General features: G+C 60.2%; 22 protein-coding genes. 1 reads left to right on the forward strand and 21 read right to left on the reverse strand.

The features are described from left to right. Nucleotides 1–87: 87 nt before the first annotated feature. On the reverse strand, nucleotides 88–1,764 hold the full coding sequence (locus tag ACFSYH_RS04190) for a sugar ABC transporter substrate-binding protein (protein WP_377465313.1): 1,677 nt from the start codon (nucleotides 1,762–1,764) through the stop codon (nucleotides 88–90). Between the two features lie 279 nt (nucleotides 1,765–2,043). Between ACFSYH_RS04190 and ACFSYH_RS04195 the strand changes: the two genes are divergently transcribed. Then, the gene (locus ACFSYH_RS04195) at nucleotides 2,044–5,043 is read left to right on the forward strand and encodes a glycoside hydrolase family 3 C-terminal domain-containing protein (RefSeq protein WP_377465314.1); all 3,000 of its coding nucleotides are present in this window, start codon (nucleotides 2,044–2,046) and stop codon (nucleotides 5,041–5,043) included. A gap of 275 nt (nucleotides 5,044–5,318) precedes the next feature. Here the strand turns inward: ACFSYH_RS04195 and nucS are convergent, their stop codons facing one another. The 20 genes from nucS to ACFSYH_RS04295 form a co-directional block, all read right to left on the reverse strand. Next, nucleotides 5,319–6,014 carry an endonuclease NucS gene (gene nucS, locus ACFSYH_RS04200; RefSeq protein ID WP_377465316.1) on the reverse strand — a complete coding sequence of 232 codons (696 nt, stop codon included), beginning with the start codon at nucleotides 6,012–6,014 and terminating at the stop codon, nucleotides 5,319–5,321. 20 nt (nucleotides 6,015–6,034) lie between these two features. Beyond that, nucleotides 6,035–6,466 (reverse strand): DUF2550 domain-containing protein, encoded by a 432-nt coding sequence (locus ACFSYH_RS04205; RefSeq protein ID WP_377465318.1) that lies wholly within the window; start codon nucleotides 6,464–6,466, stop codon nucleotides 6,035–6,037. A gap of 26 nt (nucleotides 6,467–6,492) precedes the next feature. After that, nucleotides 6,493–6,768: a F0F1 ATP synthase subunit epsilon gene (locus ACFSYH_RS04210; protein WP_377465320.1), complete on the reverse strand. Its 276-nt coding sequence runs from the start codon at nucleotides 6,766–6,768 to the stop codon at nucleotides 6,493–6,495. A 47-nt stretch (nucleotides 6,769–6,815) separates the two neighbouring features. Continuing rightward, entirely contained in the window at nucleotides 6,816–8,297 is a 1,482-nt protein-coding gene (gene atpD / locus ACFSYH_RS04215) for a F0F1 ATP synthase subunit beta (RefSeq protein ID WP_377465321.1), read from the reverse strand. Between the two features lie 103 nt (nucleotides 8,298–8,400). Then, nucleotides 8,401–9,294, reverse strand: a complete 894-nt coding sequence (locus ACFSYH_RS04220; RefSeq protein ID WP_377465322.1) for a F0F1 ATP synthase subunit gamma — start codon at nucleotides 9,292–9,294, stop codon at nucleotides 8,401–8,403. Between the two features lie 3 nt (nucleotides 9,295–9,297). Beyond that, nucleotides 9,298–10,929, reverse strand: a complete 1,632-nt coding sequence (gene atpA, locus ACFSYH_RS04225) for a F0F1 ATP synthase subunit alpha (protein ID WP_377465323.1) — start codon at nucleotides 10,927–10,929, stop codon at nucleotides 9,298–9,300. A gap of 91 nt (nucleotides 10,930–11,020) precedes the next feature. Next, complete coding sequence (locus ACFSYH_RS04230; protein ID WP_377465324.1) at nucleotides 11,021–11,836, reverse strand: F0F1 ATP synthase subunit delta; 816 nt, start codon at nucleotides 11,834–11,836, stop codon at nucleotides 11,021–11,023. Then, on the reverse strand, nucleotides 11,836–12,417 hold the full coding sequence (locus ACFSYH_RS04235) for a F0F1 ATP synthase subunit B (RefSeq protein ID WP_377465326.1): 582 nt from the start codon (nucleotides 12,415–12,417) through the stop codon (nucleotides 11,836–11,838). The genes ACFSYH_RS04230 and ACFSYH_RS04235 overlap by 1 nt, the downstream gene beginning before the upstream one ends. Continuing rightward, nucleotides 12,417–12,695, reverse strand: a complete 279-nt coding sequence (atpE, locus tag ACFSYH_RS04240; protein WP_377465327.1) for an ATP synthase F0 subunit C — start codon at nucleotides 12,693–12,695, stop codon at nucleotides 12,417–12,419. Before atpE ends, ACFSYH_RS04235 begins: the two co-directional genes overlap by 1 nt. A 113-nt stretch (nucleotides 12,696–12,808) precedes the next feature. Beyond that, a complete protein-coding gene (atpB, locus tag ACFSYH_RS04245) occupies nucleotides 12,809–13,624 on the reverse strand; it encodes a F0F1 ATP synthase subunit A (RefSeq protein ID WP_377466087.1) in 816 nt (271 codons plus the stop codon). Nucleotides 13,625–13,879: 255 nt separating this feature from the next. Continuing rightward, the gene (locus ACFSYH_RS04250) at nucleotides 13,880–14,353 is read right to left on the reverse strand and encodes a hypothetical protein (RefSeq protein WP_377465328.1); all 474 of its coding nucleotides are present in this window, start codon (nucleotides 14,351–14,353) and stop codon (nucleotides 13,880–13,882) included. Further along, nucleotides 14,350–15,501 carry a glycosyltransferase family 4 protein gene (locus ACFSYH_RS04255; RefSeq protein ID WP_377465329.1) on the reverse strand — a complete coding sequence of 384 codons (1,152 nt, stop codon included), beginning with the start codon at nucleotides 15,499–15,501 and terminating at the stop codon, nucleotides 14,350–14,352. Before ACFSYH_RS04255 ends, ACFSYH_RS04250 begins: the two co-directional genes overlap by 4 nt. Beyond that, on the reverse strand, nucleotides 15,498–16,331 hold the full coding sequence (locus ACFSYH_RS04260) for an L-threonylcarbamoyladenylate synthase (protein ID WP_377465330.1): 834 nt from the start codon (nucleotides 16,329–16,331) through the stop codon (nucleotides 15,498–15,500). The genes ACFSYH_RS04255 and ACFSYH_RS04260 overlap by 4 nt, the downstream gene beginning before the upstream one ends. Further along, nucleotides 16,328–17,314 carry a peptide chain release factor N(5)-glutamine methyltransferase gene (prmC, locus tag ACFSYH_RS04265; protein WP_377465331.1) on the reverse strand — a complete coding sequence of 329 codons (987 nt, stop codon included), beginning with the start codon at nucleotides 17,312–17,314 and terminating at the stop codon, nucleotides 16,328–16,330. The genes ACFSYH_RS04260 and prmC overlap by 4 nt, the downstream gene beginning before the upstream one ends. Nucleotides 17,315–17,331: 17 nt before the next feature. Further along, the gene (gene prfA, locus ACFSYH_RS04270; RefSeq protein ID WP_377465332.1) at nucleotides 17,332–18,417 is read right to left on the reverse strand and encodes a peptide chain release factor 1; all 1,086 of its coding nucleotides are present in this window, start codon (nucleotides 18,415–18,417) and stop codon (nucleotides 17,332–17,334) included. Nucleotides 18,418–18,530: 113 nt separating this feature from the next. After that, on the reverse strand, nucleotides 18,531–18,740 hold the full coding sequence (rpmE, locus tag ACFSYH_RS04275) for a 50S ribosomal protein L31 (protein ID WP_377465333.1): 210 nt from the start codon (nucleotides 18,738–18,740) through the stop codon (nucleotides 18,531–18,533). A gap of 318 nt (nucleotides 18,741–19,058) precedes the next feature. Next, nucleotides 19,059–21,026, reverse strand: coding sequence for a transcription termination factor Rho (gene rho, locus ACFSYH_RS04280; protein WP_377465335.1), 1,968 nt, complete (start codon nucleotides 21,024–21,026; stop codon nucleotides 19,059–19,061). A gap of 420 nt (nucleotides 21,027–21,446) precedes the next feature. Further along, the gene (thrB, locus tag ACFSYH_RS04285) at nucleotides 21,447–22,418 is read right to left on the reverse strand and encodes a homoserine kinase (RefSeq protein ID WP_377465336.1); all 972 of its coding nucleotides are present in this window, start codon (nucleotides 22,416–22,418) and stop codon (nucleotides 21,447–21,449) included. Between the two features lie 9 nt (nucleotides 22,419–22,427). Then, on the reverse strand, nucleotides 22,428–23,498 hold the full coding sequence (gene thrC, locus ACFSYH_RS04290; RefSeq protein WP_377465337.1) for a threonine synthase: 1,071 nt from the start codon (nucleotides 23,496–23,498) through the stop codon (nucleotides 22,428–22,430). Next, nucleotides 23,498–24,799: a homoserine dehydrogenase gene (locus tag ACFSYH_RS04295; protein WP_377465339.1), complete on the reverse strand. Its 1,302-nt coding sequence runs from the start codon at nucleotides 24,797–24,799 to the stop codon at nucleotides 23,498–23,500. The genes thrC and ACFSYH_RS04295 overlap by 1 nt, the downstream gene beginning before the upstream one ends. Nucleotides 24,800–24,947: the final 148 nt, after the last annotated feature.

Here is a 24,947-nt window from a genome sequence, read left to right on the forward strand (position 1 = left end):
GCGTTTCAGTGCTGGAGGCTGGCCGCGTTGTTACGGACTGTCTGTCTAATTCGGCGTCTGATGCGTCGGCCTCGTTCGTGAGCGTCATTACATCTCGTCCAGGATCTTCTTGTAGAAGTCGCGCAGGGCGTCACCGCCAGCTTTGCGCCAGTCCTCGACCCGACTACGCATGGCGTCGAGAGACGCACGGCCGCGCTGGACTTCGGTTTCCATGTCAGAAATACCGGCTTCGATGTCTCGATACTGTTCAGGCACAACGATGTTGAGCCCAAGGAACGGGGACGATTGGACATAGGCACCGGCGGCTTGGGAATACTTCGAGTATGCCTCTACGTATCCTGGGAACTGGAAATCTGCTGCCACACCCGGAGGCGAGGCGAGGAACATGAAGGAAGGTACGACCTCGCTGTTACCGAGCGCGGTTTTGATCGGTTCCTGTGTTGAGCCGAGGTCGTAGTGCACACCCTCAACACCGTTAGCCACGAGATCAAACTCTCTAGTGCCATATGGTGCGGCAAGGAAGTCCGCTGAGGTAAGGATCGCTCGGATCTTCTCCTCTCCGATTCCCTTTTTGATGAATGACCAGAAGGACGCTGGTGCGGATCGCCAGTACACAGGCGCTCCTCCCTTGTAGTCAAAGGGCACTACCGCATCCATGGCGAAGCTGTCGTTGACTCCTACCTGGCTGGCCACCATTTCACGCCAACCACCTAGACCGTCACCGTTGAAGTAGACGTTTCCGTCAAGGAATGTTTGCCTACCTGCTGAGTCGTCTGGGTGCACCAAGTTCTCTTTGTAGAGTTTGGCCACGAATTCGAGGCAGTCGTAGTAGTTGTCCGTTTCCATTCGGTGGACGATATTGCCATCGACGACAGTCCAGCCGGATTGCACTCCGAATGCGACGTTGGTCAGTGCGGTCCACGGGTTGAGTGTTGCGTACTTACCCGCACCTGGGTCGTTGACCTCTTTGAGGAGTGCGTAGAGCTCATCGGAGTTTTTGGGAGCGACTTCAGTGATCCCTTTTTCCGCAAGGAGATCCTTGCGGTAGAAATAGGTCATATCAAGTGCGCCGCCAGGCATTGGGATGGCGTAGATCTTGTCCTGCCACGTCGAGTTCAGCCATGCTTCGGTAGGAACGTTAGCGAGATGCGGATACTCAAGCACCTTGTCACCACTCAAGTGCGGGGTGAGGTCCTCGAATACCGCTGGAGCAATTTCGGAGCCAAACTTAGCGTTGCCCGAAACAGTCCAGGTAGGAAGGGCGAACCAGTCCGGTAACGAGTTGGAGTCAGCCAAACGCGTCTGTGCGATATCCCAGATGTCGTTTCCAGACAGGAGGTTGAAGTCAATTTGGTTGCCAATTGCGTCAGAGACAGCAGTGAAGTACTTCCCCTTTGTGTCTGGGATTGGGGACCAAGTTGGTGCGGCAGCAGTGATGGTGATTCCAGCTCCCGGTGGGACCGGGTAAGCCTGAACGAGTTCCGGACGGCTAGTGTATCCAGGAAGCGTTCCGTTCACCGAGGGGAAGTCGGGTTCGACGTAGGAGATCGGCTTGTAGCTCGGGAGCAATGTGGTGTCGGAGGTCGCGGGGCCTTGCGGTGCGGGTGCGCTGCTGCTTGGTGCGGCTGCTTCTTCTTTGACAGCACAGGAAGCAAGTAGCGACGGCACACCGATCGCGGCTGCGCTCATCGCCATCATTCCGAGGAATGAGCGTCGGTCAACCGGGGTGCTCAGAAAGTTCTTGCCTTCACGCTTGATACTCATTGGCGTCCTTCACTTCGTTGTGGTTACGCGCGCTGATTGCGCTTACTGGAATCGCTCTCATCATCGAAGCGATTCGACAAAATGGAGACTACTCAGGAAACCACAAAATAGCAAGAGGGCAACTCCCCAAAACCTCAAAAATACCGAGTTTCTAGGCGCTATAAAGACGATCAGCGCCCGGCAGTCACCACACTCGATAACGAATAGGTCTCGGTTATTCATGTCGAACCGTTTCGAGCGCTAACCTATGAGGCGAGACCTCAATCAAAGGACAATGACGTGCCACACCTCCCAAGTTCCTCGAGCAACCGCGCCGCGCACAGGGGCTTTGACCATTTCAACGACTTAGACGACCCGCAGACCCGGCAACACGGCAAGGCCGCCACCACGCTGTTGGCCCACCTCACGCTCGAGGAGAAGATCTCCCTCCTGCACCAGTTCGCCCCACCCATCGAACGGCTTGGACTGGCCGCGTTCCACACCGGCACCGAGGCACTGCACGGCATGGCGTGGCTCGGTACGGCAACCACGTATCCGCAGCCGGTGGGACTCGCAGCGGCCTGGGATCAAGAGTTGCTCACACGAATCGGCGATGCCGTGGCAACAGAGGTTCGAGCGCAGCATGCCAAAGACCCGCGCGTGTCACTCAACGTATGGGCACCAGTCGTCAACAGTCTGCGTCACCCACTATGGGGGCGAAACGAGGAGGGCTACTCGGAAGACCCACTCCTGACCGGTGACTGCGCAATCGCCTACGCTCGCGGCCTGACGGGCCGCTCCGGCAATGGCAGCGCCTTCTGGAAAACCGTTCCCACGCTGAAGCACTTCCTGGCATACAACAACGAGGTTGATCGTGCCGTGACCTCAAGCGACATGCGCGCTCGGGTACTGCACGAGTACGAATTCCCTGCTTTCTCTCGGCCGCTCGCTGAGGGGGTGATTGGCGCGGTCATGCCGAGTTACAACCTCGTGAACGGACGACCCAACCACGTGGCCCATGGCCTTCTAGACACACTGCGGTCGTGGTCAACTGCCCCCATAGCCGTCGTGTCTGATGCCGCTGCACCCACAAACGTGGTGAACCTCGAACGGTACTACCCCGATGCGCCCGCGTCACACGCTGCGATGCTGGAAGCCGGGATCGATTCCTTCACCGACAACGACGCGAATGCCGCTCCCACGCTCAAGGCGGTGCGGGCAGCGCTCGACAGCGGCACCCTCGACCTCCGCCACGTGGACCAAGCCGTGTTCCGTATGCTGTACTTGCGCTCTTTGACCGGGGAATTCGTCGACAATCAGCATGTCGCCCACCACTATCAGGGGGCCGCTGACCCGTACGCGGGCATCACGGCGGACGCAATCGATGCGCCCGAGTCGCGTGCTCTAGCACGCGAGGCAGCAGCGAAATCACTTGTTCTGCTCAAGAACAACGGCGTTTTCCCGCTCTCGGACACAACGCGGGTCGCGGTGGTCGGCCCGCTGGCAACCGCGACGCTGCACGACTGGTATTCGGGCACTCCGCCCTACCTGTCAACCATCGGTGAGGCGTTCACGGAACGCTACGGCACAGAGCAGGTCATTGTGGACAGCGGGGCCGATCGAGTCGCAATCTACTCTCCCAGCTCGGGCCGCTACCTGCACGTACACAATGACGGAACACTCACCGCATCCGCGCAAAGCGGCGCCGAAGCCGAAACCTTTGAACTTACCGACTGGGGTCACGGCACGACCACCCTGCGCGCCCAGTCGAGCGGCAAATTATTGCAGGGTGGGTGGATCGTCTCAGCGAGCGCAGACCGAGTCGGCGGTTGGGTCGCCCAAGAAACGTTCGCACTGCACACGCACACCGACGCAACAGTGTCGCTTCTGCACATCGGTTCGGGCAAATGGTTGCGCACGCAAACCGGCTCACAACTCGTGTCCGGCGATTCGAGTGACCTCGCGCATGCCGAACGCTTCGAACTCGACCTCCTATCGAGCGGCATCGAACGCGTCATCGCCGCCGCTCAGCAAGCAGATGTCACGATCGCCGCCGTCGGCAACGATCCGCACATCCTCGGCCGAGAAACCGAGGACCGCCCCGACCTTGCCCTCCCCCGCTCAGCGCGAGCGCTGTGGCGCACCGTCAGAGCGCACAGCGCCACCGCCGCACTCACCATCGTCTCGTCATACCCCTACGCACTTAGGTCCATTGCCGACGAGTCGGATGCGCTTGTGTGGTCCTCACACGCTGGGCAGGAGCAAGGCCGAGGAATCGTGGACGTGCTCTCTGGAGACGTTGAACCACAGGGTCGCCTTGCACAGGAATGGGTGCACGATGAAACCTGCGTTCCCCACATCCTCGACTACGACATCGTCTCCTCCAGCGGAACGTACTGGTACAACGAGTGCGAGCCCGACTTCGAGTTTGGGCACGGGCTGTCCTACACGAGCGTGGAGTATTCGGCACTCACACTGAACGAGGGTGCAGCCGAGACCATACCCGAAACAACCCACCATGCTGCCCCGGTGCACGCGAGCGTCACCGTACGCAACACAGGAGAACGGGTCGCCCACGAGGTGGTCGCGCTCTACGCTGCGCTGGACTTCGCAGCCCACCCGCTCGGCTCCCCTGCGCCGCTACGCCGTCTTGCCGGATATACGCGGGTCACACTCCAACCCGGTCAGGAACGCACCGTGACCGTGCCTCTGTTCCGCGAGGCGTTCGAGGTGTGGGACGTTCGCGGCGAACGCCTCCACGTCCACCCGGGAACCTATCGTGTCTGGGCGGGCACAAGCCGTCGCTCGCTGATGGAAGCGCTGTGGGAGGTGGATTCCTCGCTCGAGTATGCGCCCTCCCCACTCTTGGGAGTCGCGCTACGCATGGATCAGTTCGATGCACACCACCACATCGTGCACCGCGACGCGGACCGTACAGGCGCCAACTGCGTGGCCGTGGCAGCCGGACATTCGTCAGGGTACGTCGAGTTCACAAACGTAGATGCCCGCTCAGTGAAGTCGATCAGTCTGGACCTGGCCCGAGATACCCTGGGACAGGTTGGAGATGTCTCCGTGTCGCTTCATGGAGCGGGCGATGGCTCGACGGTGGGAGCCGCGCACATACTCGGACAGGTTTCCGGAACCGCTGCCTCCGTAGCATCCGACAAGTATTCGTGGACCGAGACAACACTTCCGGTGGATCTGGCGGCCCTTGAGACAGCACTGGTGAGGGAACCGCTGTCCACGCTGCGAGTGACGTTACACGGGAACATTCGCGTGCGGTCCATCACGTTCTCCTGAGCGATGAGCTTGTCCAACGTTGACTGGTCGCCATACGCCCGCCGCCCTGTGCACCGAGGTCCTGGGCGTGTGGTGACCGGTCGTGTCATAAGGTCAGCGAGTGCCAGCACATAACCACTATGGTGATCTTCCGGAATCAGGGTGATTATTTTTTGGTCACTGGACCCGGAAAATCACCATGTCGGTTAACAAGTTCTGGGGTCACGGCAGTTTAGGTATACCCAGCGCAAAGGACTTGCGCTAAACGCACTGCGACATCCAAGGTCCAGGACACGCTAAAACAGGCGAGACTCGACGTCGTCGACACCCTTCATCGCATCGTAGTCGAGCACAAGGCAGGCAATGCCACGGTCCGTCGCGAGCACCCTGGCCTGTGGTTTGATCTCCTGGGCCGCGAACACGCCCTTGACCGGTGCGAGCAACGGGTCGCGGTTGAGCAGATCGAGATAGCGGGTAAGCTGCTCCACACCATCGATCTCTCCCCTGCGCTTGATCTCCACGGCGACCGTGCGCCCCTGGGAGTCCCTGGCCAAGATGTCCACGGGGCCGATAGCAGTCATATACTCACGGCGAATCAGCGTGTGCCCTTGCCCAAGCAGTTCGATCTGTTCGGCCAGCATCTCCTGCAGGTGCGCTTCCACGCCGTCCTTGATCAAGCCGGGGTCTACGCCAAGCTCGTGTGAGGAGTCGTGATAGACCTCAAACAGCTCGATCTCAAGCCGGTCATCGCTCTTTTGGTGTTGCACCGTCAGAATCGACGTTACTCCGCGCTCCTGGGCCTCCTCTGACGGCTGTGACACCGCCATCGAGCAGGGAGGGCTCATCCAGTTGAGAGGCTTGTAGGAACCACCGTCCGAATGCAAAAGCACACTTCCGTCGGCCTTGATGACAACGAGTCGTTGAGCCTTTGGCAAGTGTGCGCGGAGACGGCCTGTGTACTGTGCTGAACATTCAGCGACAACGAGACGCAAAAACTGCTTCCTTACATAGTTTAATAATTGTTGTACCCTCCGGCCGACGGGGGTGCAGATTCAACCCATGATGACAGTCCATGATAGGCCTCGGCTGACATCATCAGTTCAAACGGCACACCCTCGTGACGACACTGTACGAGATAAACGTCCGGCAGGTTCGCTTGGTCGAGTGGAACTCGACCGGTCACCTCGAACTGGTCCCGCATCCATATGTGGTTTGCGTTGACGGATAGCGAGTAGACCCGCCACCACAGCAGTCGATCAGACTGATATTCACACAGCCCCTGAACCCAGTTGTCGGTGGGTTTTCCGTCAGATTTCGGTGTGCGCAGGGCACAATCGAACATGCCGACGGAGGTCGTGAGACGGCGAAGCCGCAGGAAACCCCACGTGCTGATCACTGCCAGTACCACAAGTACTGCGATGATCACCCACACGGTCTCTCCCACGGCTCCGCCTTTCTCGACTTCTCAGGTTACGCGCCCGCAGGCGTGTTCAGCGTTACCTTGTCAGCCACAATGTTGACCTGGTCATCATCAACGGACATGAATCCGCCGGTGATGGTGAAGTCAAGCTTGTTGCCGCTCACCTCGGTGATGCGAACGTGACCCGCGTTCAGCACGGACAGAATCGGCAGGTGACCGGCAAGGATACCGATCTCCCCGTCTGCTGCTGGTGCGCTCACGATCTTAGCCTCACCAGACCATACAGCCTGGTCCTTGGCTACGACGTTAACAGCGAGCTGTGCCACGTGTTCTCCTTAAGGTTGAAAGAAAACGCATCGGATTCCCATAGGGATCAGATGCCGTATTCCTTCTGGATACGTTGCCAGTTGCGCTCGAGGTCCTCGAGGCCACCGATGTTGAAGAACGCCTGCTCAGCGATGTGGTCGTACTTACCGTTCGCAATTCCCTTGAACGCCTCGATGGTCTCATCCAACGGCACGGTCGAACCCTCGACACCGGTGAACTGCTGAGCCATGTAGGTGTTCTGGGACAGGAACTGCTGAATACGACGTGCGCGACCGACAACGGTCTTGTCCTCTTCAGAGAGTTCATCGACACCGAGGATGGCGATGATGTCCTGGAGTTCCTTGTTGCGCTGCAGGATCGACTTGACCTGCGTTGCAACCTCGTAGTGGTCCTGGCCCACGTAACGCGGGTCGAGGATACGGGAGGTCGACGCAAGCGGGTCGATTGCGGGGTAGAGACCACGCGATGCGATCTCACGCGAAAGCTCGGTGGTTGCATCGAGGTGCGCGAACGTGGTCGCCGGTGCTGGGTCGGTGTAGTCGTCAGCAGGAACGTAGATTGCCTGGAGTGAGGTGATCGAGTGACCACGCGTCGAGGTGATGCGTTCCTGGAGCAGACCCATCTCGTCAGCCAGGTTTGGCTGGTAACCCACTGCGGATGGCATACGGCCGAGCAGCGTGGAAACCTCAGAACCTGCCTGAGTGAAACGGAAGATGTTGTCGATGAACAGAAGCACGTCCTGCTTCTGAACGTCACGGAAGTACTCAGCCATCGTCAGAGCCGAGAGAGCAACGCGAAGACGCGTTCCCGGTGGCTCGTCCATCTGGCCGAACACGAGTGCGGTCTGGTTGATAACGCCCGACTCGGTCATTTCGTCGATCAGGTCGTTACCCTCACGGGTACGCTCACCGACACCGGCGAACACGGAAACACCGTTGTGGTTGTTGGCCACGCGGTAGATCATTTCCTGGATCAGAACGGTCTTGCCAACACCTGCACCACCGAACAGACCGATCTTGCCACCCTGCACATACGGGGTCAGGAGGTCGATCGACTTGATACCGGTCTCGAACATCTGAGTCTTGGACTCAAGCTGATCGAACGCTGGTGGCTTACGGTGGATTGGCCAACGCTCGGTAACCTCGAGCGTCTCGCCTTCCTTGAGGTTCAGTGGTGCACCGGTCACGTCGAAGACGTGTCCCTTGGTGACGTCACCTACTGGGACCGAGATCGGTACGCCGGTGTCGGTGACAACCGCACCGCGAACCAGACCATCGGTTGGCTTCAATGCGATCGCACGCACGAGGGAGTCTCCCAGGTGCTGAGCGACCTCAAGGGTCATCGTGAAGGCCTTTTCGCCTTCACCCTGCGCGGACAGGTCAACTTCCACGGTCAGAGCGTTGTAGATCTCAGGGATCGCGTCTGCCGGGAACTCGATGTCAACGACTGGACCGATCACACGGGCAATGCGCCCCTGTGCTGGGCCAGAAGTCGTATCGACCGCTGCTTCGACTGTTGTGGCAGTCATTAGTGGCCTCGCTTTGCTGTGTCGGGACCCGTGAGGATCACGACTAGGTCTGTGCAGTGAGCAAAATCTGTAGTCGGTTGACTAAAACGGTGTTCTAGTCGTTTCAGGCACCCGCGAGAGCGTCCGCACCGGACACGATTTCGCTGATTTCCTGGGTAATCTCCGCTTGACGCGCCGAGTTGGCAAGTCGCGTGTACATGCGAATCAGGTCTTCTGCGTTCTCCGTCGCCGTGTGCATTGCACGCTGGCGAGCGGCGAGCTCGGAGGTTGCGGCCTCGAGCAGGAAGCTGAAGATCCTGGACCGTACGTAACGTGGCAGTAGGTCGTCGAGGACCTCGTCTGCTGACGGTTCAAACTCGTAGAGTGGGTAGGCTTCCGTTTCACTGGATACCTCTTCCTCAACGACTTCGAGCGGCAACAGGCGTACAACACGGGGACGCTGGGTCACCATGTTCACGAACTGCGTGTAGACAACGTAGAGTGTGCTAACCCCACCTTGGTCCGCTGGGTCGAGGAACCGCTTAAGCAGCGTGTCCGCGATGTCCTGGGCGTCCTCGGTGGTTGGTGCGTCGGACGAGCCGACCCACGTCTTGACAAGCTCACGTCCACGGAACTGGTAGAAGGAGACACCACGACGCCCTGCGACGTAGAGGTCCACCTCCTTGCCCTCTTCCCCGAGACGCTCAATGAGGCTCTCAGCCTCACGGATGACGCTCGCGGAGTAGGCACCAGCCATACCGCGGTCCGAGGTGACCACCAAGACCGCGACACGGTTGGTGTCGTGGCGCTCGGAGATGAGCGGGTGGTCGAGGTCGGAGTGGCTTGCCACGGCTCCCACTGCTGCCGTGATGGCGTCGGCGTACGGCTGAGTCGCCGCCGTACGTCCACGTGACTTTCCGATTCGGGATGCGGCGATCAGCTCCATCGCGCGGAAGATCTTCTTCAGCGATTGAGTTGACTTGATGCGCGCCTTATAGACGCGCTGGTTACCGGCCACGGATCATGCCTTCTTCTGGCGGACGATCTTTTCCTGTTCGATCTCGGCGGTGCCCTCTTCGGCTTCTTCAGCCTCAACGAGCGCTACGCCGTCACCCTTGATGAAAAGGTTGCGGAAGCCGTCGACAGCAGCGTCAAGCGCTGATTCGGTTTCCTTCTCAAACTTTCCTGAGGTGGCGATCGTGGTCAGAACATCGGTGTTACGGCGCAGGTAGTCGAGCAGTTCCGACTCGAAGCGTAGGACGTCTTCGACTGGAACGTCGTCGAGCTTACCCTTCGTGCCAGACCATACCGAGACAACCTGGTCCTCAACTGGGTACGGGGTGTACTGACCCTGCTTGAGCAGTTCCATGAGGCGAGCACCACGGGTGAGCTGAGCCTTGGACGCCGCGTCGAGGTCGGATGCGAAGAGCGCGAACGCCTCGAGTGAACGGTACTGAGCAAGCTCGAGCTTGAGGGTACCGGACACTGCCTTCATCGCCTTGGTCTGTGCCGAACCACCAACACGGGAGACCGAGATACCCACGTCGACCGCTGGACGCTGGTTAGCGTTGAACAGGTCGGATTGGAGGAAGATCTGTCCGTCGGTGATCGAGATGACGTTGGTTGGGATGTAGGCCGAGACGTCGTTTGCCTTGGTCTCGATGATTGGCAGACCAGTCATCGAACCAGCACCGAGTTCATCCGAGAGCTTTGCACAGCGCTCGAGCAGACGCGAGTGGAGGTAGAAGACGTCACCTGGGTATGCTTCACGGCCTGGTGGGCGGCGGAGCAGCAGCGAGACTGCACGGTAGGCCTCTGCCTGCTTCGACAGGTCATCGAAGATGATGAGGACGTGCTTGCCCTCGTACATCCAGTGCTGACCGATTGCGGAGCCGGTGTATGGGGCGATGTACTTGAAGCCTGCTGGGTCGGATGCCGGAGCGGCCACGATCGTGGTGTACTCCAGTGCTCCGGCCTCTTCGAGTGCGCCACGCACGGATGCGATGGTCGAACCCTTTTGACCGACAGCAACGTAGATGCAGCGAACCTGCTTGGTTGGGTCGCCGGACTCCCAGTTGGCCTTCTGGTTGATGATCGTGTCGATCGCGATTGCGGTCTTACCGGTCTGGCGGTCACCAATGATGAGCTGACGCTGTCCACGACCGATTGGGATCATCGAGTCAATTGCCTTCAGACCGGTCTGCAACGGTTCGTGAACCGACTTACGCTGCATAACGCCCGGTGCCTGGAGTTCCAGTGCACGACGACCAACGGTCTTGATTTCGCCGAGACCATCGATTGGGTTACCGAGTGGGTCAACAACGCGACCGAGGTAGTCGTCACCAACACCAACGGAGAGGACCTCCCCGGTGCGGCGGACTTCCTGGCCCTCTTCAATACCGGTGAACTCACCGAGGATGACGACACCGATTTCTCGAACGTCGAGGCTTAGTGCGAGACCGAGGGTCCCATCTTCGAATTGCAACAGCTCGTTGGCCATTGCGCTTGGAAGTCCTTCAACCTGAGCAATACCGTCACCGGCGAGGGAAACTCGTCCGACCTCTTCGGTTATTACTTTGGCAGGCTCATAGGACTTCACAAAGCTGTCAAGTGCGGCACGGATCTCATCCGGCCGGATAGTCAGCTCAGCCATTAGCTCTTCTCCTGTCGTGACCGCTGCGTGCAACGGTCAACTTGCTTTGTCCTGGGGTGCCGGCCTGTGAGCCGGCTGCGTAGTGGGGTCGTCAACTGGCGAGGCGGCGCCGTGCATCCGTCAGACGCGTCAAGATCGTGGTGTCCACGACCTCGGCGCCGATCTGGACGCGCATGCCACCGACCACTGCTGGATCGACTGTCACGTTGAGCTGGATGTCCTGGCCGTACTGCGCAGACAAGATCGACTCAAGGCGTTCAATCTGCGTATCGCTGAGCGCACGGCTCGTTGACACGTAGGCGACCTTGCGTGCTCGTCGGGTAGCGGCCATATCGCCGATACGTCCCAGGGCAGGAACGAAACGTTCCCCACGGGGCGCGGCCGCGGCTCGGGCGGCAAGCGCCACCGTGACCTCGTCGGCCCTACCGGCAATCAGGTCGTGCACAAGCTTCACCCGGATCGAGCTGTCCGTGCTCGGGTCCGAGAGTGCCTGGCGCGCCTCACGCTGCCCTGACAGCGCACGGGTCAGTACGAACAACTCGGACTCCACGGTCTCGAGTGCATCGCGGGACTCGGCTGCGCTCAGGTAAGCGTCGATCGCCAGCAGGGAGATGGCATCCACCAGATCACGATCAGATGACCAACGCGACTTGGCTACGTTCTCCATGATGGAGATTGTGCGGTCGTCGAAGCCGTTGGCGAGAACCGAACGGATAAGGGCTGCTTTGTCCTCACCGGTACGTGATGGGTCTGCAAGTGACCGGCGCAGGGACCCGGAACTGTCGAGCGCATCAACAACGACGAACAGTTGTTCGCCCAGTGTCTGTGCGTTCGTGCCCGCAGCCTTGTAAACAGCTTCCGACTGTTCACGGATAGCGGTCAGAGACGCCTGGCTGGTCCCGCGCATTACTTCCCCTTTACAGCGGTCGTTACTGAGGATGCTTCGAGTTCGTCGAGGAAACGGTCGACTACGCGCGATTGACGCGCAACGTCTTCGAGCGATTCGCCAACGATCTTGGAGGCAAGTTCAGTAGCGAGTGCACCCACATCGTTGCGAAGAGCTACAGCGGCTGCAGCACGTTCTGCCTCGATCTGGCGCTTTGCGGTGTCGGCAGCGCGCTCGGCCTCTTCAGAAGCCTTGACGCGTGCCTCAGCAACGATGTCTGTTGCCTCGGCGCGAGCCTGCTCACGAATGCGTCCTGCTTCCGTGCGTGCTTCGCTCAGCTGTGCCTTGTACTCGGCAAGGAGTGCGTCGGCTTCAGCCTGTGCTTCTTCAGCGCGGTTGAGTCCGCCTTCGATCTTTGCGGTGCGCTCGTCGAGGACAGATAGAAAGGCCGGCAGGATCTTCTTGTAGAAGAAGAATCCAATGATGAGAAGCACCAACGCCGACCCGATGATGTCGTACCACGGTGGAATGAAGAGGTCGATCCCCTGAACCTCTTTGCCTCCAGCCGCAAGCACGTCAGTGGTCGCGGTGAGTGCCGTCATCAGAAGAGGAATCCAGCAACGAAGCCAAGGAGCGCGAGGAGCTCAACGAATGCAACACCGATGAACATGGTGGTACGGAGCTGACCGGCCACCTCTGGCTGACGTGCCATACCTTCAACGGTCTTACCAATGAGGATACCCAGACCAATACCTGGGCCGAGGGTACCGAGGCCGTAACCGATAACGGAGAGCGAGCCGGAAACTTCTGCGAGAGTGGTGGTGGTGTCCACGAAGGGATTCCTTCCGTTCGGCGCCCCGCCTGTGTGGTGGGGCGTCATATGTTGGTTTCTAGACGAGTTTTACGTGCTCGAGCTGTATGCCTTCACACGGTGGAATGACGTACCGCGATGCGGTTTCGTTCCATGAAGTTTTTCAACCTTGTGGTTCGGTATCAGTGCTCTTCTTCGATTGCCATATTGATGTACACCGCGGAAAGCAGGGTAAATACGTAGGCTTGCAGCGCTGCAACGAGGATCTCGAAGAGCGTGAAGGCGAGACCCGCCGCCAGGCCTACAGGTGCCAGCGCCTTCATTCCAATGCTTGGGTGGAAGAGGAAGAAGTTGGCGGCCCCGAAGCACAGAACAAGAAGCAGGTGACCTGCGACCATGTTGGCTGTGAGACGAAGTGCAAGCGTCAACGGACGGAACAGGAATACCTGAAGTGCTTCGATCGGGGTGATGAGGACGTACAGGAAGGCTGGCATACCCGGTGGGAACAGTTGGTTCTTGAGGTACTTGCCTACGCCGAACTTCCGCATACCCGAACTGAGGTACACAAAGAAGGTCCACAGCGCGAGAACGATTGGCATTGCTACCAGTGACGTGCTTGCGATGTTCAGGAACGGAATAACACCTGTGATGTTGAACGCGAGGATCGCGAAGAACATCGTGGTGAGCATCGGAAGGTACTTGCGCGCGTTGTGGCCAAGGATTTCTTCGGCAATGTTGACCCGTACGAAGTCGAGCGCCATTTCCGCCACGTTCTGACCACGACCTGGAACAAGCTTTGCGCGACGTGCGGCAAGCATGAACAGGGTAACCAGAACGACTGCCGCAATGATGCGTACGAGGTGGATGCGGTTGAACTCAACCGAACCAAACTCGAGGATCGCGTGCGGGAAGAATTCCGAGATTGAAGGTGGGTGGAACCCGCCTTCGTCTCCAGACGCGGCGAGATACTGAGTTGTCGCGAGGATGGACAGTTTAATCTCCCGGTGTTCTTTGGCACCGATGCCTTAGCGGGGGCTAACCCGGCACCAGTGCGAATCCGTTATGGATCGCAAAAATCTTAACCCATTGCACACACTAAAATCACAGCCGTCCGCGGGTTTCGCTTGCGGTTGGGCGGATTTTACGCCTGCTTTTCAAGATTCGCCGCCGTTCTCACGTGGCATGGGACCGAGACTCATGCGGTTATGACGGTCCTAGAAAATGTAGGACCACCAGCCGTGAATCTGGTCACATTACTTCTTGATGGGGGTGACGTACGGTTGCCTGACCTTGGAAACGGCCAGAATGTCGAGTGCCGCACTGCCGATTGCACCGATCAACAAGATGACAGCGAAGATCGGCTTGTTGTAAAACTCTTCGTTTCGAATCGAGGCGATCACGATGATCATGAACACGATCTTGGCAAACCATGCTCCCAAAACCACGCCCATGAGGTAGTTGGGTGATTTATCTGCGGTGTGGATCATTGACCAGATAGTGGTACCGGAGAAGACCAGAGCGATGCCCACACCCATGAGCGCTCCCCATAGTCCGGGAAGGCCATCGATCCAGTAGGCCACGCCGCCACCGATCACGAGGAGCGCTACAAGCAGATAACCAAGGAATTTGAACGAGAGCTTGAATACCTCAAGGTTTGCGGTGTGTGGCAGTTCGGGGACCTCGGGAAGGTCTCCCTGTGAGTTCTGTGGTTCGGTTGGATTCGTCATGGGGCGGTTCCCTTCCTGCTCGCACGCTTAGCGAGGTGGGTTCGAATGAGTGGCCAAAAGGTTATGAACAGCATGACGGTGAATGCTGCCAGCAGACTGAATGCGACGTATCGGAACTGGAAGATGAGGAGCGCCACGGCACCGAAGGCGAAGACCCCGCTCCACAGGTACATGACCAGCACGGCCTCACGGTGGGTGTGGCCAAGGCCGAGCATCCGGTGGTGCAGGTGGGCGCGGTCGGGGGCGAACGGGGACTTTCCCGCCGCCAGTCGGCGTACGACGGCAAGTCCCATGTCAAGCAGCGGCAGGATGAGTAGCGCGGCAGGCAGCAGGATCGGACCGAACGCTGGGATGGTCATTCCCACGGTCACGGTCGCGGGGTCGATCTGGCCGGTTACCACAATGGAGGCACAGGCCATCATGAAGCCAAGTACCATCGACCCGGAATCCCCCATGAAGATCTTGGCGGGGTTGAAGTTATGGGGCAGGAACCCGACGCAGGCACCGACCATCGCCGCGAGCACGGTGAGAGCGACCGACGAGTAGTCGTTGGGGGTGGTCTGCTGGGTGAGTAGGTAGGCGTAGACGAGGAATCCCGTGCCACCGATGGCCACGATCCCCGCTGCCAGCCCGTCGAGACCATCCACGAAGTTCACGGCGTTCATCACCAGAACGATCACGAACATGGTGACGAGGATCGACATGCGTGCCGATCCAATGGTCAGTCCTGCGATCGGGATGGAGATGAGTTGCACGCCCTGCCAGGCCACAAACCCTGCGGCGAGGAACTGTCCACCAAGTTTGACCATCCAGTCGAGGTCCCATAGGTCATCGAGGACTCCGAGTAGACACACCAGCCCCGCACCGATGAGGATGGCCCACATGGAGTTGCATCCGTTGGTCACACAGGCGGTGATGTCTGCGTTGAACAGTGGTTTCAGGAACGGCAGTTGCGAGGCGAACACGAAGGCCACAACCATGCCGAGATACATTCCCGCACCGCCAAGCCGCGGGGTGGGGATCTTGTGGACGTCGCGCGAACGCACGGCAGTCACGGCCCCCGTGCGTAGCGCGAGCCAGCGCGCAAACGGGGTGAGCAGGTAAGTGGTGAGCGCCGCGATAAGCAGGACGAGTGCGTAGGCCTTCACTTCGAGACGCTGTCTCCTGCGGCGGGGTCGTCTGCCGCGGCAGACTGGTCTGGCTCAGCGTGCGCGTCTGGCGGCAGGCTCCCACCTTCGGCACTGCGTGGCGACGATTCGGCAGCTTCCGGCACGTCTTGCGTACCAGCGCCCTCCGCCTCGGAGTCGCCCTCACCTTCGATGTCGAGTCCTTCACCAATGCCGAGGACCGGCGCAACCTCGCGCAGTTGACCAAGGGTCAGCGCTCCCTCACGCACGACACGCAACTGGGTTCCCGTCGCATCGACGATCGTCGATGCGACTCCGCCCGGTACGGCTCCCCCATCAAGATAGATGCTGACCGAGTCCCCGAGTTGAACATAGGCTTCACGGGCAGTAAATGCCGCGGGGTGGCCATGTTTGTTCGCGGAGGAGACCGCCAGGGGGCCCGTGCGGGACAACAACGCCAGCGCAGTCTCATGGTCGGGCATGCGCAGAGCCACCGTACCGTGGGTCTCGCCGAGATCCCATGCAAGAGAGGGCTGTGCACGCAGGATAATGGTCAACCCACCCGGCCAGAATTTCTGGGCCAAGGCGCGCGCATCGTCGGGAATCTCCGTGGCCAATCCATCCAATGCACCCAGGTTGCCGATCAACACGGGGGGCGGCATCTGCCGACCGCGGCCCTTGGCCGCAAGAAGCGCACCCACGGCGTCAGGGTTGAATGCATCCGCACCGATCCCATAGACCGTATCGGTGGGGAGCACGATCACGCCGCCGCGGCCAAGCGCGTTGACGGCCTCATCGATAGCCGCACCCCACACAGACTCGCTGTGCGCTGGCACAATCGGATTGCTCACTTAACTGTTCCTTCCACATAGGCCACATCATTGCGGAACGCCACGACCATGCGCGGCCGACTGGTCAGATCGAGGCGGGTCTCCACCCGCTCAAAATAGGTACTCGCTGACACCATATCGCGCACCGCAGCGTCTTGGACCTCGGCATGCTCCATCACGTACAGGCCACCCGCTTTGAGCAGTCTAGCCGCTGCGTCTGTGATACCGCGTGGAACCTCAAGTCCATCGGGTCCCAGGCCGAAAAGCGCGATGTGTGGATCGTGCTCTGCAACCTCACGGTCCCTGGGAACTGCCCCCGGCGGGACGTACGGCGGGTTGGAGACGACTACATCTACGGTGCCGTCGAGTTCATGCAGAGCCGTGCGCGCATCGCCACGTATAAAAGTCACCGCATCGTCATATTTGGCATTGTTACGCTGGGTGTACTCAAACGCCTCGCGGGACAGTTCCACGCCCCAGACCTCGGCGTTCGGCACCTCGGTCGCCATGGCGAGGGCGATGGCACCCGACCCCGCGCACAGGTCCACCCCACGCAACGGGCTGATCGGGGTCACCGCCGCTGCCTCGTCGGAAATGGGAACCACGCGCGATGCAAGCTCCGCACGCAACGCCAACTCGTCGATAGCGACCTGTGCCACGATCTCAGTCTCGGGACGAGGCACGAAAACGCCCGTGCCCACATACAGTTCCAGATGTCTGAACGGGGCGTGCCCGGTCAGGTGTTGGAGTGGCAGGCGCATTGCACGCTGAGAGACGATCTCCGCGAATCGGGCCGCCTGATCGCTGTCCTGCCAGACTGGTGCCCTCAGCAGGGCAAGGCGCAACAGTTCGCCACGTTCGATGTCCAACACGTGCGCAAGCAGCAGTTCCGCATCCACGCGAGAGGTCGAGATACCAGCGGATCGCAGTTCATCAGCGGCCCAGGCGATTGCCTCGCGCACATCTGTCAACAGGGCGGCAATTGGGCCGAGATCCCGCGGCACCCCCGAGTCCGGCACCATTATTCACCCGCAGTTGCGAGGCGGTGTGCCTCATCCGCATCAATCGCGGACTGGATAACCGGCTGTAGATCCCCATCGAGTACGTGGTCCAGGTTGTACGACTTGTATCCGGTACGGTGATCCGCAATGCGGTTCTCCGGGAAGTTATAGGTGCGAATACGCTCCGAGCGGTCCACCGTACGCACCTGGCTCTTGCGCATGTCCTGAGCAGCCGCAGCAGCCTCCTCCTGGCGCGCAGCCAACAGGCGCGCCCGCAGCACACGCATCGCCTGCTCGCGGTTCTGCAACTGAGACTTCTCATTCTGCATCGACACCACGATACCCGTGGGGATGTGAGTGATACGCACCGCCGAGTCAGTCGTGTTCACCGACTGGCCTCCGGGTCCTGAGGACCGGTAGACATCGATCCGCAGGTCGTTCTGGTCGATCTCGATCTCACCGTCGTCCTCGACCTCGGGAAAGACAAGAACACCTGCAGCAGAAGTGTGGATACGACCCTGGGACTCAGTGACCGGAACGCGCTGCACCCGGTGCACACCGCCCTCGTACTTCAGGTGCGCCCACACGCCCTCCTCAGGGGTCACAGTGCCCTTGGCCTTGATGGCAACCTGAACGTCCTTGTAACCGCCGAGATCGGACTCGTTGGCCTCGATCACCTCGACCTTCCAGCCCTGACGCTCCGCATACCGCATGTACATACGCAGCAGGTCACCGGCGAACAGCGCGGACTCCGCACCACCCTCGCCAGCCTTGACTTCAAGGATCACGTCGCGAGCATCGTCTGGATCGCGCGGGATCAGCACCTTGACGAGTCGATCATGTGCCTCGGTGAGCACCTGCTCCATCGCAGGTATCTCCTCGGCAAAACTTGGGTCTTCAGCCGCCATCTCCCGGGCTGCCTCAAGGTCATCCGCAGCGCTGCGCCACGTCCGGTAAGCACCCACAACCTGTCCCAACTCCGCATAGCGTCGACCAATCTTGCGCGCGGCATTCTGGTCCGCGTGAATCGACGGGTCCGCGAGCTTGGCCTCAAGCTCGTTGTATTCCGTGAGCATCGATTCGACGGCGGCGAAAGAGTTAGACATGACCTTAAGTTCTCACATTCAATTGTTGGATAAAGCAACAGCGCCGGTCGGATACGCTCCACCTGCCCCTGGAGAGGTTGGTGAAAGCTGTATCCGCCGGCGCTGAGAAGTCGCTAGTTCTTCTTGCCGTAGCGAGCCTGGAAGCGAGCAACACGTCCACCGGTGTCCAGAATCTTCTGCTTTCCGGTGTAGAACGGGTGGCATGCCGAGCAGACTTCAACGCTGATCGCGCCGGAGGTCACGGTGCTACGGGTGACGAACTCGTTGCCGCAGGTGCACTTGACAGTGGTGTCAACGTACTCTGGGTGAATGTTAGCCTTCACAGCTTTTCTCCTTATCTAAGAGTCTCTGGGTCGAACCGCAGTGCGGGTCCGTGAACCAGAAACAGTTCCTGCTTACGGTGAGGCAAACAGGCAACACTCCATTTTGCCAGAACCTTGTGCCCTACGACACCGGTCCATGGTGTCCAGGTGCTGTGATTTCTCAGACACTGCACACTGGCGAACTCCAACTCCATCTGCGAGTGAAGACTTGGACATTCACAAACGCAGACAAGCGACGAGCCGACCCCTCCCAGCGTCACCCACCTCACAGGAGGGCGTGCTGGAACCGAGCCGGCTCGTCGTAAAGAGAACCCTGGACTAGTCGTTGTCGAGATCGACCAGCGAATCCGGAGTGGTCTTCTGGATGTTCAGCAGGAACTCGACGTTGGTCTTGTTCTCCTTGAGCTTCTTGATCAACAGTTCAAGAGCCTGACCCTGCTCGAGGTTGTGCAGCACGCGACGCAACTTGTACGTGATCTTGAGTTCCTCAGGGGACACCAGGATCTCTTCGCGTCGAGTACCCGACGCGTTGACGTCAACAGCAGGGAACACCCGACGATCCGCCAAGTGACGCGACAGACGCAACTCCATGTTTCCGGTGCCCTTGAACTCCTCGAAGATGACCTCGTCCATCTTGGAACCGGTCTCCACCAGAGCGGACGCGAGGATCGTGAGCGATCCACCGTTCTCAATGTTGCGCGCAGCACCGAAGAACTTCTTCGGCGGGTAGAGCGCAGCCGCGTCCACACCACCGGACAGGATACGACCCGATGCCGGGGCAGCCAGGTTGTAGGCGCGACCCAGGCGGGTGATCGAGTCGAGCAGAACCACGACATCCTGACCGAGTTCGACCAGGCGCTTCGCGCGTTCGATCGCGAGCTCGGCGACGATGGTGTGGTCAGACGCTGGGCGGTCGAAGGTCGAGGCGATGACCTCACCGGCGACGGTGCGCTCCATGTCGGTGACCTCTTCAGGACGCTCATCCACGAGCACGACCATGAGGTGAACCTCGGGGTTGTTCGCGGTGATCGAGTTGGCGATCTGCTGCATGATGATCGTCTTACCGGCCTTGGGCGGAGCAACGATCAGACCGCGCTGACCCTTACCGATCGGGGCAACGATGTCGATCAAACGCGGAGCGATCTTGTTGTTCTCCGGGCTTTCCAGACGCAAACGTTCCTGCGGGTACAACGGCGTGAGCTTGTTGAAGTCCGGACGGTTCCTGGACTCCTCAGGCGACATGCCGTTCACCGAGTCGAGGCGCACAAGAGCGTTGAACTTCTGGCGCTGGTTACCCTGGTCTCCATCACGTGGCTGACGCACCGCACCCGTGATCGCGTCACCGCGGCGCAGTCCGGCCTTCTTGACCTGGCCGAGCGACACGTACACGTCGTTTGGTCCAGGCAGGTAGCCCGAGGTGCGTACGAACGCGTAGTTGTCGAGCAGGTCGAGCACACCGGCGACCGGGATCAGCACGTCGTCCTCGGACAGGTCAGCCTCATCGAATGCGAGGTCGTTGTTGCGGTTGCGGTTGCGTCCCTTGCGGTCGCGGTTCCGGTCCCGATCACGGTCGCGTCCGCGGCGACGACGGTTGCCACGGTCATCGCCGTCATCGTAGCGGTCTTGACGGTCTTGACGGTCGTTTCGCTCGTTGCGTCCCTCGTCCTCACCGCTGTTGCGGTTGCGGTCGTTGCGGTTACCCCGATCCTGGCGCTCATTGCGCTCGGAGTTGTCGTTGCCCTCACCGTTTTCGTTTCGGTTGCGGTTCCGGTTCCGACCATTGTTGCGGTCGTTGCGGTCATTGCGACGACGCTCAGGAGTCTCAGCGGATGGTAGCTCGATCTTGACGCCGCCGACCACTACCGCGTTGTCGCCCTCGCCCTGTGCGCCTGCGGTCTCGGCACTGTCGGATGCGTTCTCGCTCCGCGAGGGCCTCTCCGTGCGCTCGGCCCTGTCGGTACGAGTGCGATCGCCGCGCTGCGTTGAGCGACGAGCACGTGCAGGAGCTTCCGTCTCCCCTGATGCGGTTTCAGCGGAGGCTGAATTGGCGATTGCAGGCTTTTCCTCAACCGCCTGCTCCGGTGCGGTTTCCTTGGAGGCTGTTTTACGCGCTGCGGATTTCGGTGCAGAACCACCGGACTGTGCAGCAGAGATAGCCGAGATCAGATCGCTCTTGCGCATCTTGGAGATGCCTTTGACGCCAAGCTGCTGTGCAATGGACTGCAGTTCCGGGATGCGGAGGCTTGCGAGCGAACCAGAGGTTCCGGCTGGGGTGGATTGTGACACGAAGGACCCTTCCCCTCGTATTGGCCGAAGAAATACGGCCTGCGGAGATGACCTAGAGCGCGATACGCACTCAGATCTACTGACTTTATGTTCCTGACCAGGAATATCCAGGGCGTTTACCTTGCACGAACTACTGCGTGATCGGTGATGTAAAGATGACCCTCAGGTTCTTAACCCTATGAATAAAGAGAAGATCTGAGCGGCTACATAGAACGCAACCCGTTCGCCGATCAAGAACCATAACGATCAATCACCACCTACAGGTGATGGTTACAAGGTTCTTGCGATTCTTTAACGAGAAAGAGAACTCACACACTCGCTCGTTTCACACCGATAAGGTGAGAAACTCTGCCGAGTGGAATCGACGGTTGGCGGGATACCCTGCGCCAAGAAACTACACCAACTATAGCACCCGCATGGCTAGAGTTGTTCGTACTGTGCGCCTAAGTGATCGAATCCCGGGCGAATTACCCTCCAGTCGACGCGGGTCACGGTTCCGGTTTCTTCATCCACGAGGGTACGAGCCACCTCGCTGGCATCGAGGACACGAGCGATCTCCTGCTCCACAATGGGTGCGTTATCGGCTCGGTCAAGCACCAGCACGGTTGGCCCGGCTCCAGAAACAGTTGCGGCGATTCCGCGTTCGCGCAGGCCAGAAACGAGCGCCCACGTCTGCTGCATGACTGGCGCACGATATTCTTGGTGCAGTTTGTCTTCCGTGGCATCGAACAGCAGGTCGGGATCATTGGCCAGCGCGTGCACGAGCAGCGCCGCCCGACCAGCATTGAACGATGCGTTGGCATGCGGGACTGCGATGGGGAGCACACCCCGTGCACGGTGTGTGGAGAGTCGCACTGTCGGCACAATGATTGTCGGTTCCAGGCCCGGGTGAATCTCCAGATTCACCGCAGCGGGGCTGTCGTGAGTGGTCATCCACGCGACGGTGGCACCACCGCGCAGGGCCGGAGCAGCGTTGTCCGGATGTCCCTCAAGTTGCGTGGCCAGGTTCAGCAGGACTTCGGAGTTGAGTGCGTCAGGGTCAGCGATCAAGCCCTTCGCCGCCATGAGCCCGGCCACCACCGCGGCTGCAGACGACCCCATCCCCCTACCGTGTGGAATCCGGTTCTTCGCTCGCAGATGCAGGCCAACTTGGGGTGCGCCCACGTGGTCGAGTGCGCGACGGATCGTCTTCACGACAAGGTGCCGTTCGTCTCCGGGGACCTCACCGGCACCCTCACCCTCGATCTCAACCTCGACGTGCTCCGATCCGAGCGCGCGCACTTCGAGTTCGTCGGAAAAGTTGAGGGCAAGTCCGAGCGCGTCGAAGCCCGGGCCAAGGTTCGCGCTCGTTGCGGGGACCTTGACCTTGACGTGGTCTGCTGCGAGTTTCATGGGCGTGGGCTATGCCAGTCCGAGTGCCTGCGCGATGGACATGACGTCAGCGGTGACCTTCTGGGGTTGCACCTCTGCCCCATCCTCGGTGCGTAGCGCCCAGGCTGGGTCCTTGAGGCCGTGTCCGGTCACGGTGATGACGATCTTCGCGCCCGCTGGCACGAGTCCAGCCTGTGCACGCTTGAGCACTCCGGCAACGCCCGCTGCGGAGGCGGGCTCCACGAACACTCCTACCTTGGCGGACAGGATGCGGTGCGCAGCGAGGATTTCCTCATCGGTCACGGCCTCTATCACGCCGCCCGATGTGTCGCGGGCCTCGAGCGCCTTGTCCCACGAAGCTGGGTTACCGATGCGAATTGCGGTTGCGATGGTTTCTGGCTCATCGAATGGGTGACCGGCAACGATCGGCGATGCGCCTTCTGCCTGGAAGCCCCACATCTGGGGGCGGCGAGTTGCCTTACCGGCAGCCTCGTATTCGACGTAGCCCTTCCAATAGCCGGTGATGTTTCCGGCGTTTCCAACGGGGAGCGCATGAATGTCCGGGGCATCGCCGAGCACATCCACGACCTCGAAGGAACCGGTCTTCTGACCCTCGATGCGGTCGGGGTTCACGGAGTTGACGAGTTCGACAGGGTATGACTCAGCGAGCTTGCGCGCGGCGACGAGGCAGTCGTCGAAGTTACCATCAACCTGGAGCAGTTTGGCGCCGTGTGCTATGGCCTGCGAGAGCTTGCCCATGGCGATCTTGCCATCCGGCACGAGCACAGCGCAGATCATACCCGCGTGGGTTGCGTATGCTGCGGCTGAGGCGGACGTGTTACCGGTGGAGGCGCAGACAACGGCCTTGGCGCCCTTTGCGGCGGCCGCGGAGATCGCGGTGGTCATGCCTCGATCCTTGAACGAGCCGGTCGGGTTCATGCCCTCGACCTTGAGGTAGATCTCGGCTCCGGTCAACTCATTGAGGTAAGGTGCTGGCACGAGCGGGGTGCCTCCCTCGCCGAGGGTCACGATGTTGGTTTTCAGGTGCTCAGGCAGGAATTCTGCATATTCCTTGATGATGCCTTGCCATATGTGGGCCATCAGGATCCCTCGACTCGTAGTACTGACATTACTTCTTCGATGACGTCGAGTTGGGCGACGGTCTCGATGGTTTGTGCGAGGGCGGCTTCCCTGCCCTCGTGGGTTGCGATCACCAGGTAGGCGGAGCCATCGCGGTCATCGCGTGGTGCCTGCGTGACGGTCTCGATGGATACCCCGTTGCTGGCGAACACCTCAGCGATGCGTGCGAGCACGCCTGGCTTGTCTGCAACGGAGAGGCGTACCTGGTAGCGGGTGCTGGCAGTACCGAAATCCACAACGGGCAGGTTCGCATAGTTGGATTCGCCTGCCCCGCGGGCGCCGGCCACCCGGTTGCGTGCGCTTGAGACCACGTCGCCCATGACAGCGGATGCGGTGGGCGCGCCACCGGCACCCTGACCGTAGAACATGAGTGGTCCAGCGTTTGCCGCCTCCACGAACACGGCGTTGAACGCATCGGAGACCGTGGCCAGCGGGTGGGTGTCGGGCACGAGCGCGGGATGTACGCGCACGCCGACGCCCTCATCGTTCTGCTCGCAGATTGCGAGCAGTTTGATGACGTGCCCCGAACGCTTCGCCCACGCAACATCGTCTGCGGTGACCTTGGTGATTCCCTCGCAGGCCACCTGGTCGAGCGATACTCGGGTGTGGAACGCGAGGGAGGCGAGGATCGCTGCCTTCGCCGCGGCGTCGTGACCCTCGACATCCGCTGTGGGGTCCGCCTCGGCGTATCCGAGCGCCTGCGCATCCTTGACGGCCTGCTCAAAGCCCAAACCATGCTTGGTCATCTGGTCGAGCACATAGTTGGTCGTGCCGTTCACGATTCCAAGGACGCGGTTGATCTTGTCTCCCGCAAGCGAGTCGCGGATTGGGCGGATGATCGGAATGGCTCCTGCGACAGCGGCCTCGAAAGCCACATCGACTCCGGCCGCATCCGCTGCCTCGAAGATAGCCGGGCCATCCTGGGCGAGAAGTGCCTTGTTGGCCGTGATGACGGATGCACCTGCGGCAATACCACGCAGGATCAGTGTGCGGGCAGGCTCGATGCCGCCCATCACCTCAATGACGATGTCCACGTCGTCAACAAGGCTCTCGGCGTCCGTGGTCAGCAACTGCGTGGGAATCACGGCGTCACGTGGCACGGTCACGTCGCGCACGGCGATACCAGCCAGTTCGAGCGGCGCACCAACGCGGGCAGCGAGTTCGTCGCGGTGCTCGAGCAAAATCCGAGCGACCTGGGTTCCGACGACTCCGCAGCCGAGTAGCGCAACCTTGAGAGGCTCCGAATCCTTCTGCGCGGTCACGTGTTCCGCCTTTCATTGTGTAGACGTACCGGCGCGACCCGCGAGATGCTGCTTGCAGGCAGCACCGAGTTGCGCGCATGGGTAGATGTCACTGTGGTGATCTAGGAAAAGAATACTGGTTTTCTCATGGTGGACAGTGCAGTGTTCG

It is taken from the genome of Populibacterium corticicola, assembly GCF_042683685.1.
Taxonomy (GTDB): domain Bacteria; phylum Actinomycetota; class Actinomycetes; order Actinomycetales; family Cellulomonadaceae; genus Timonella; species Timonella corticicola.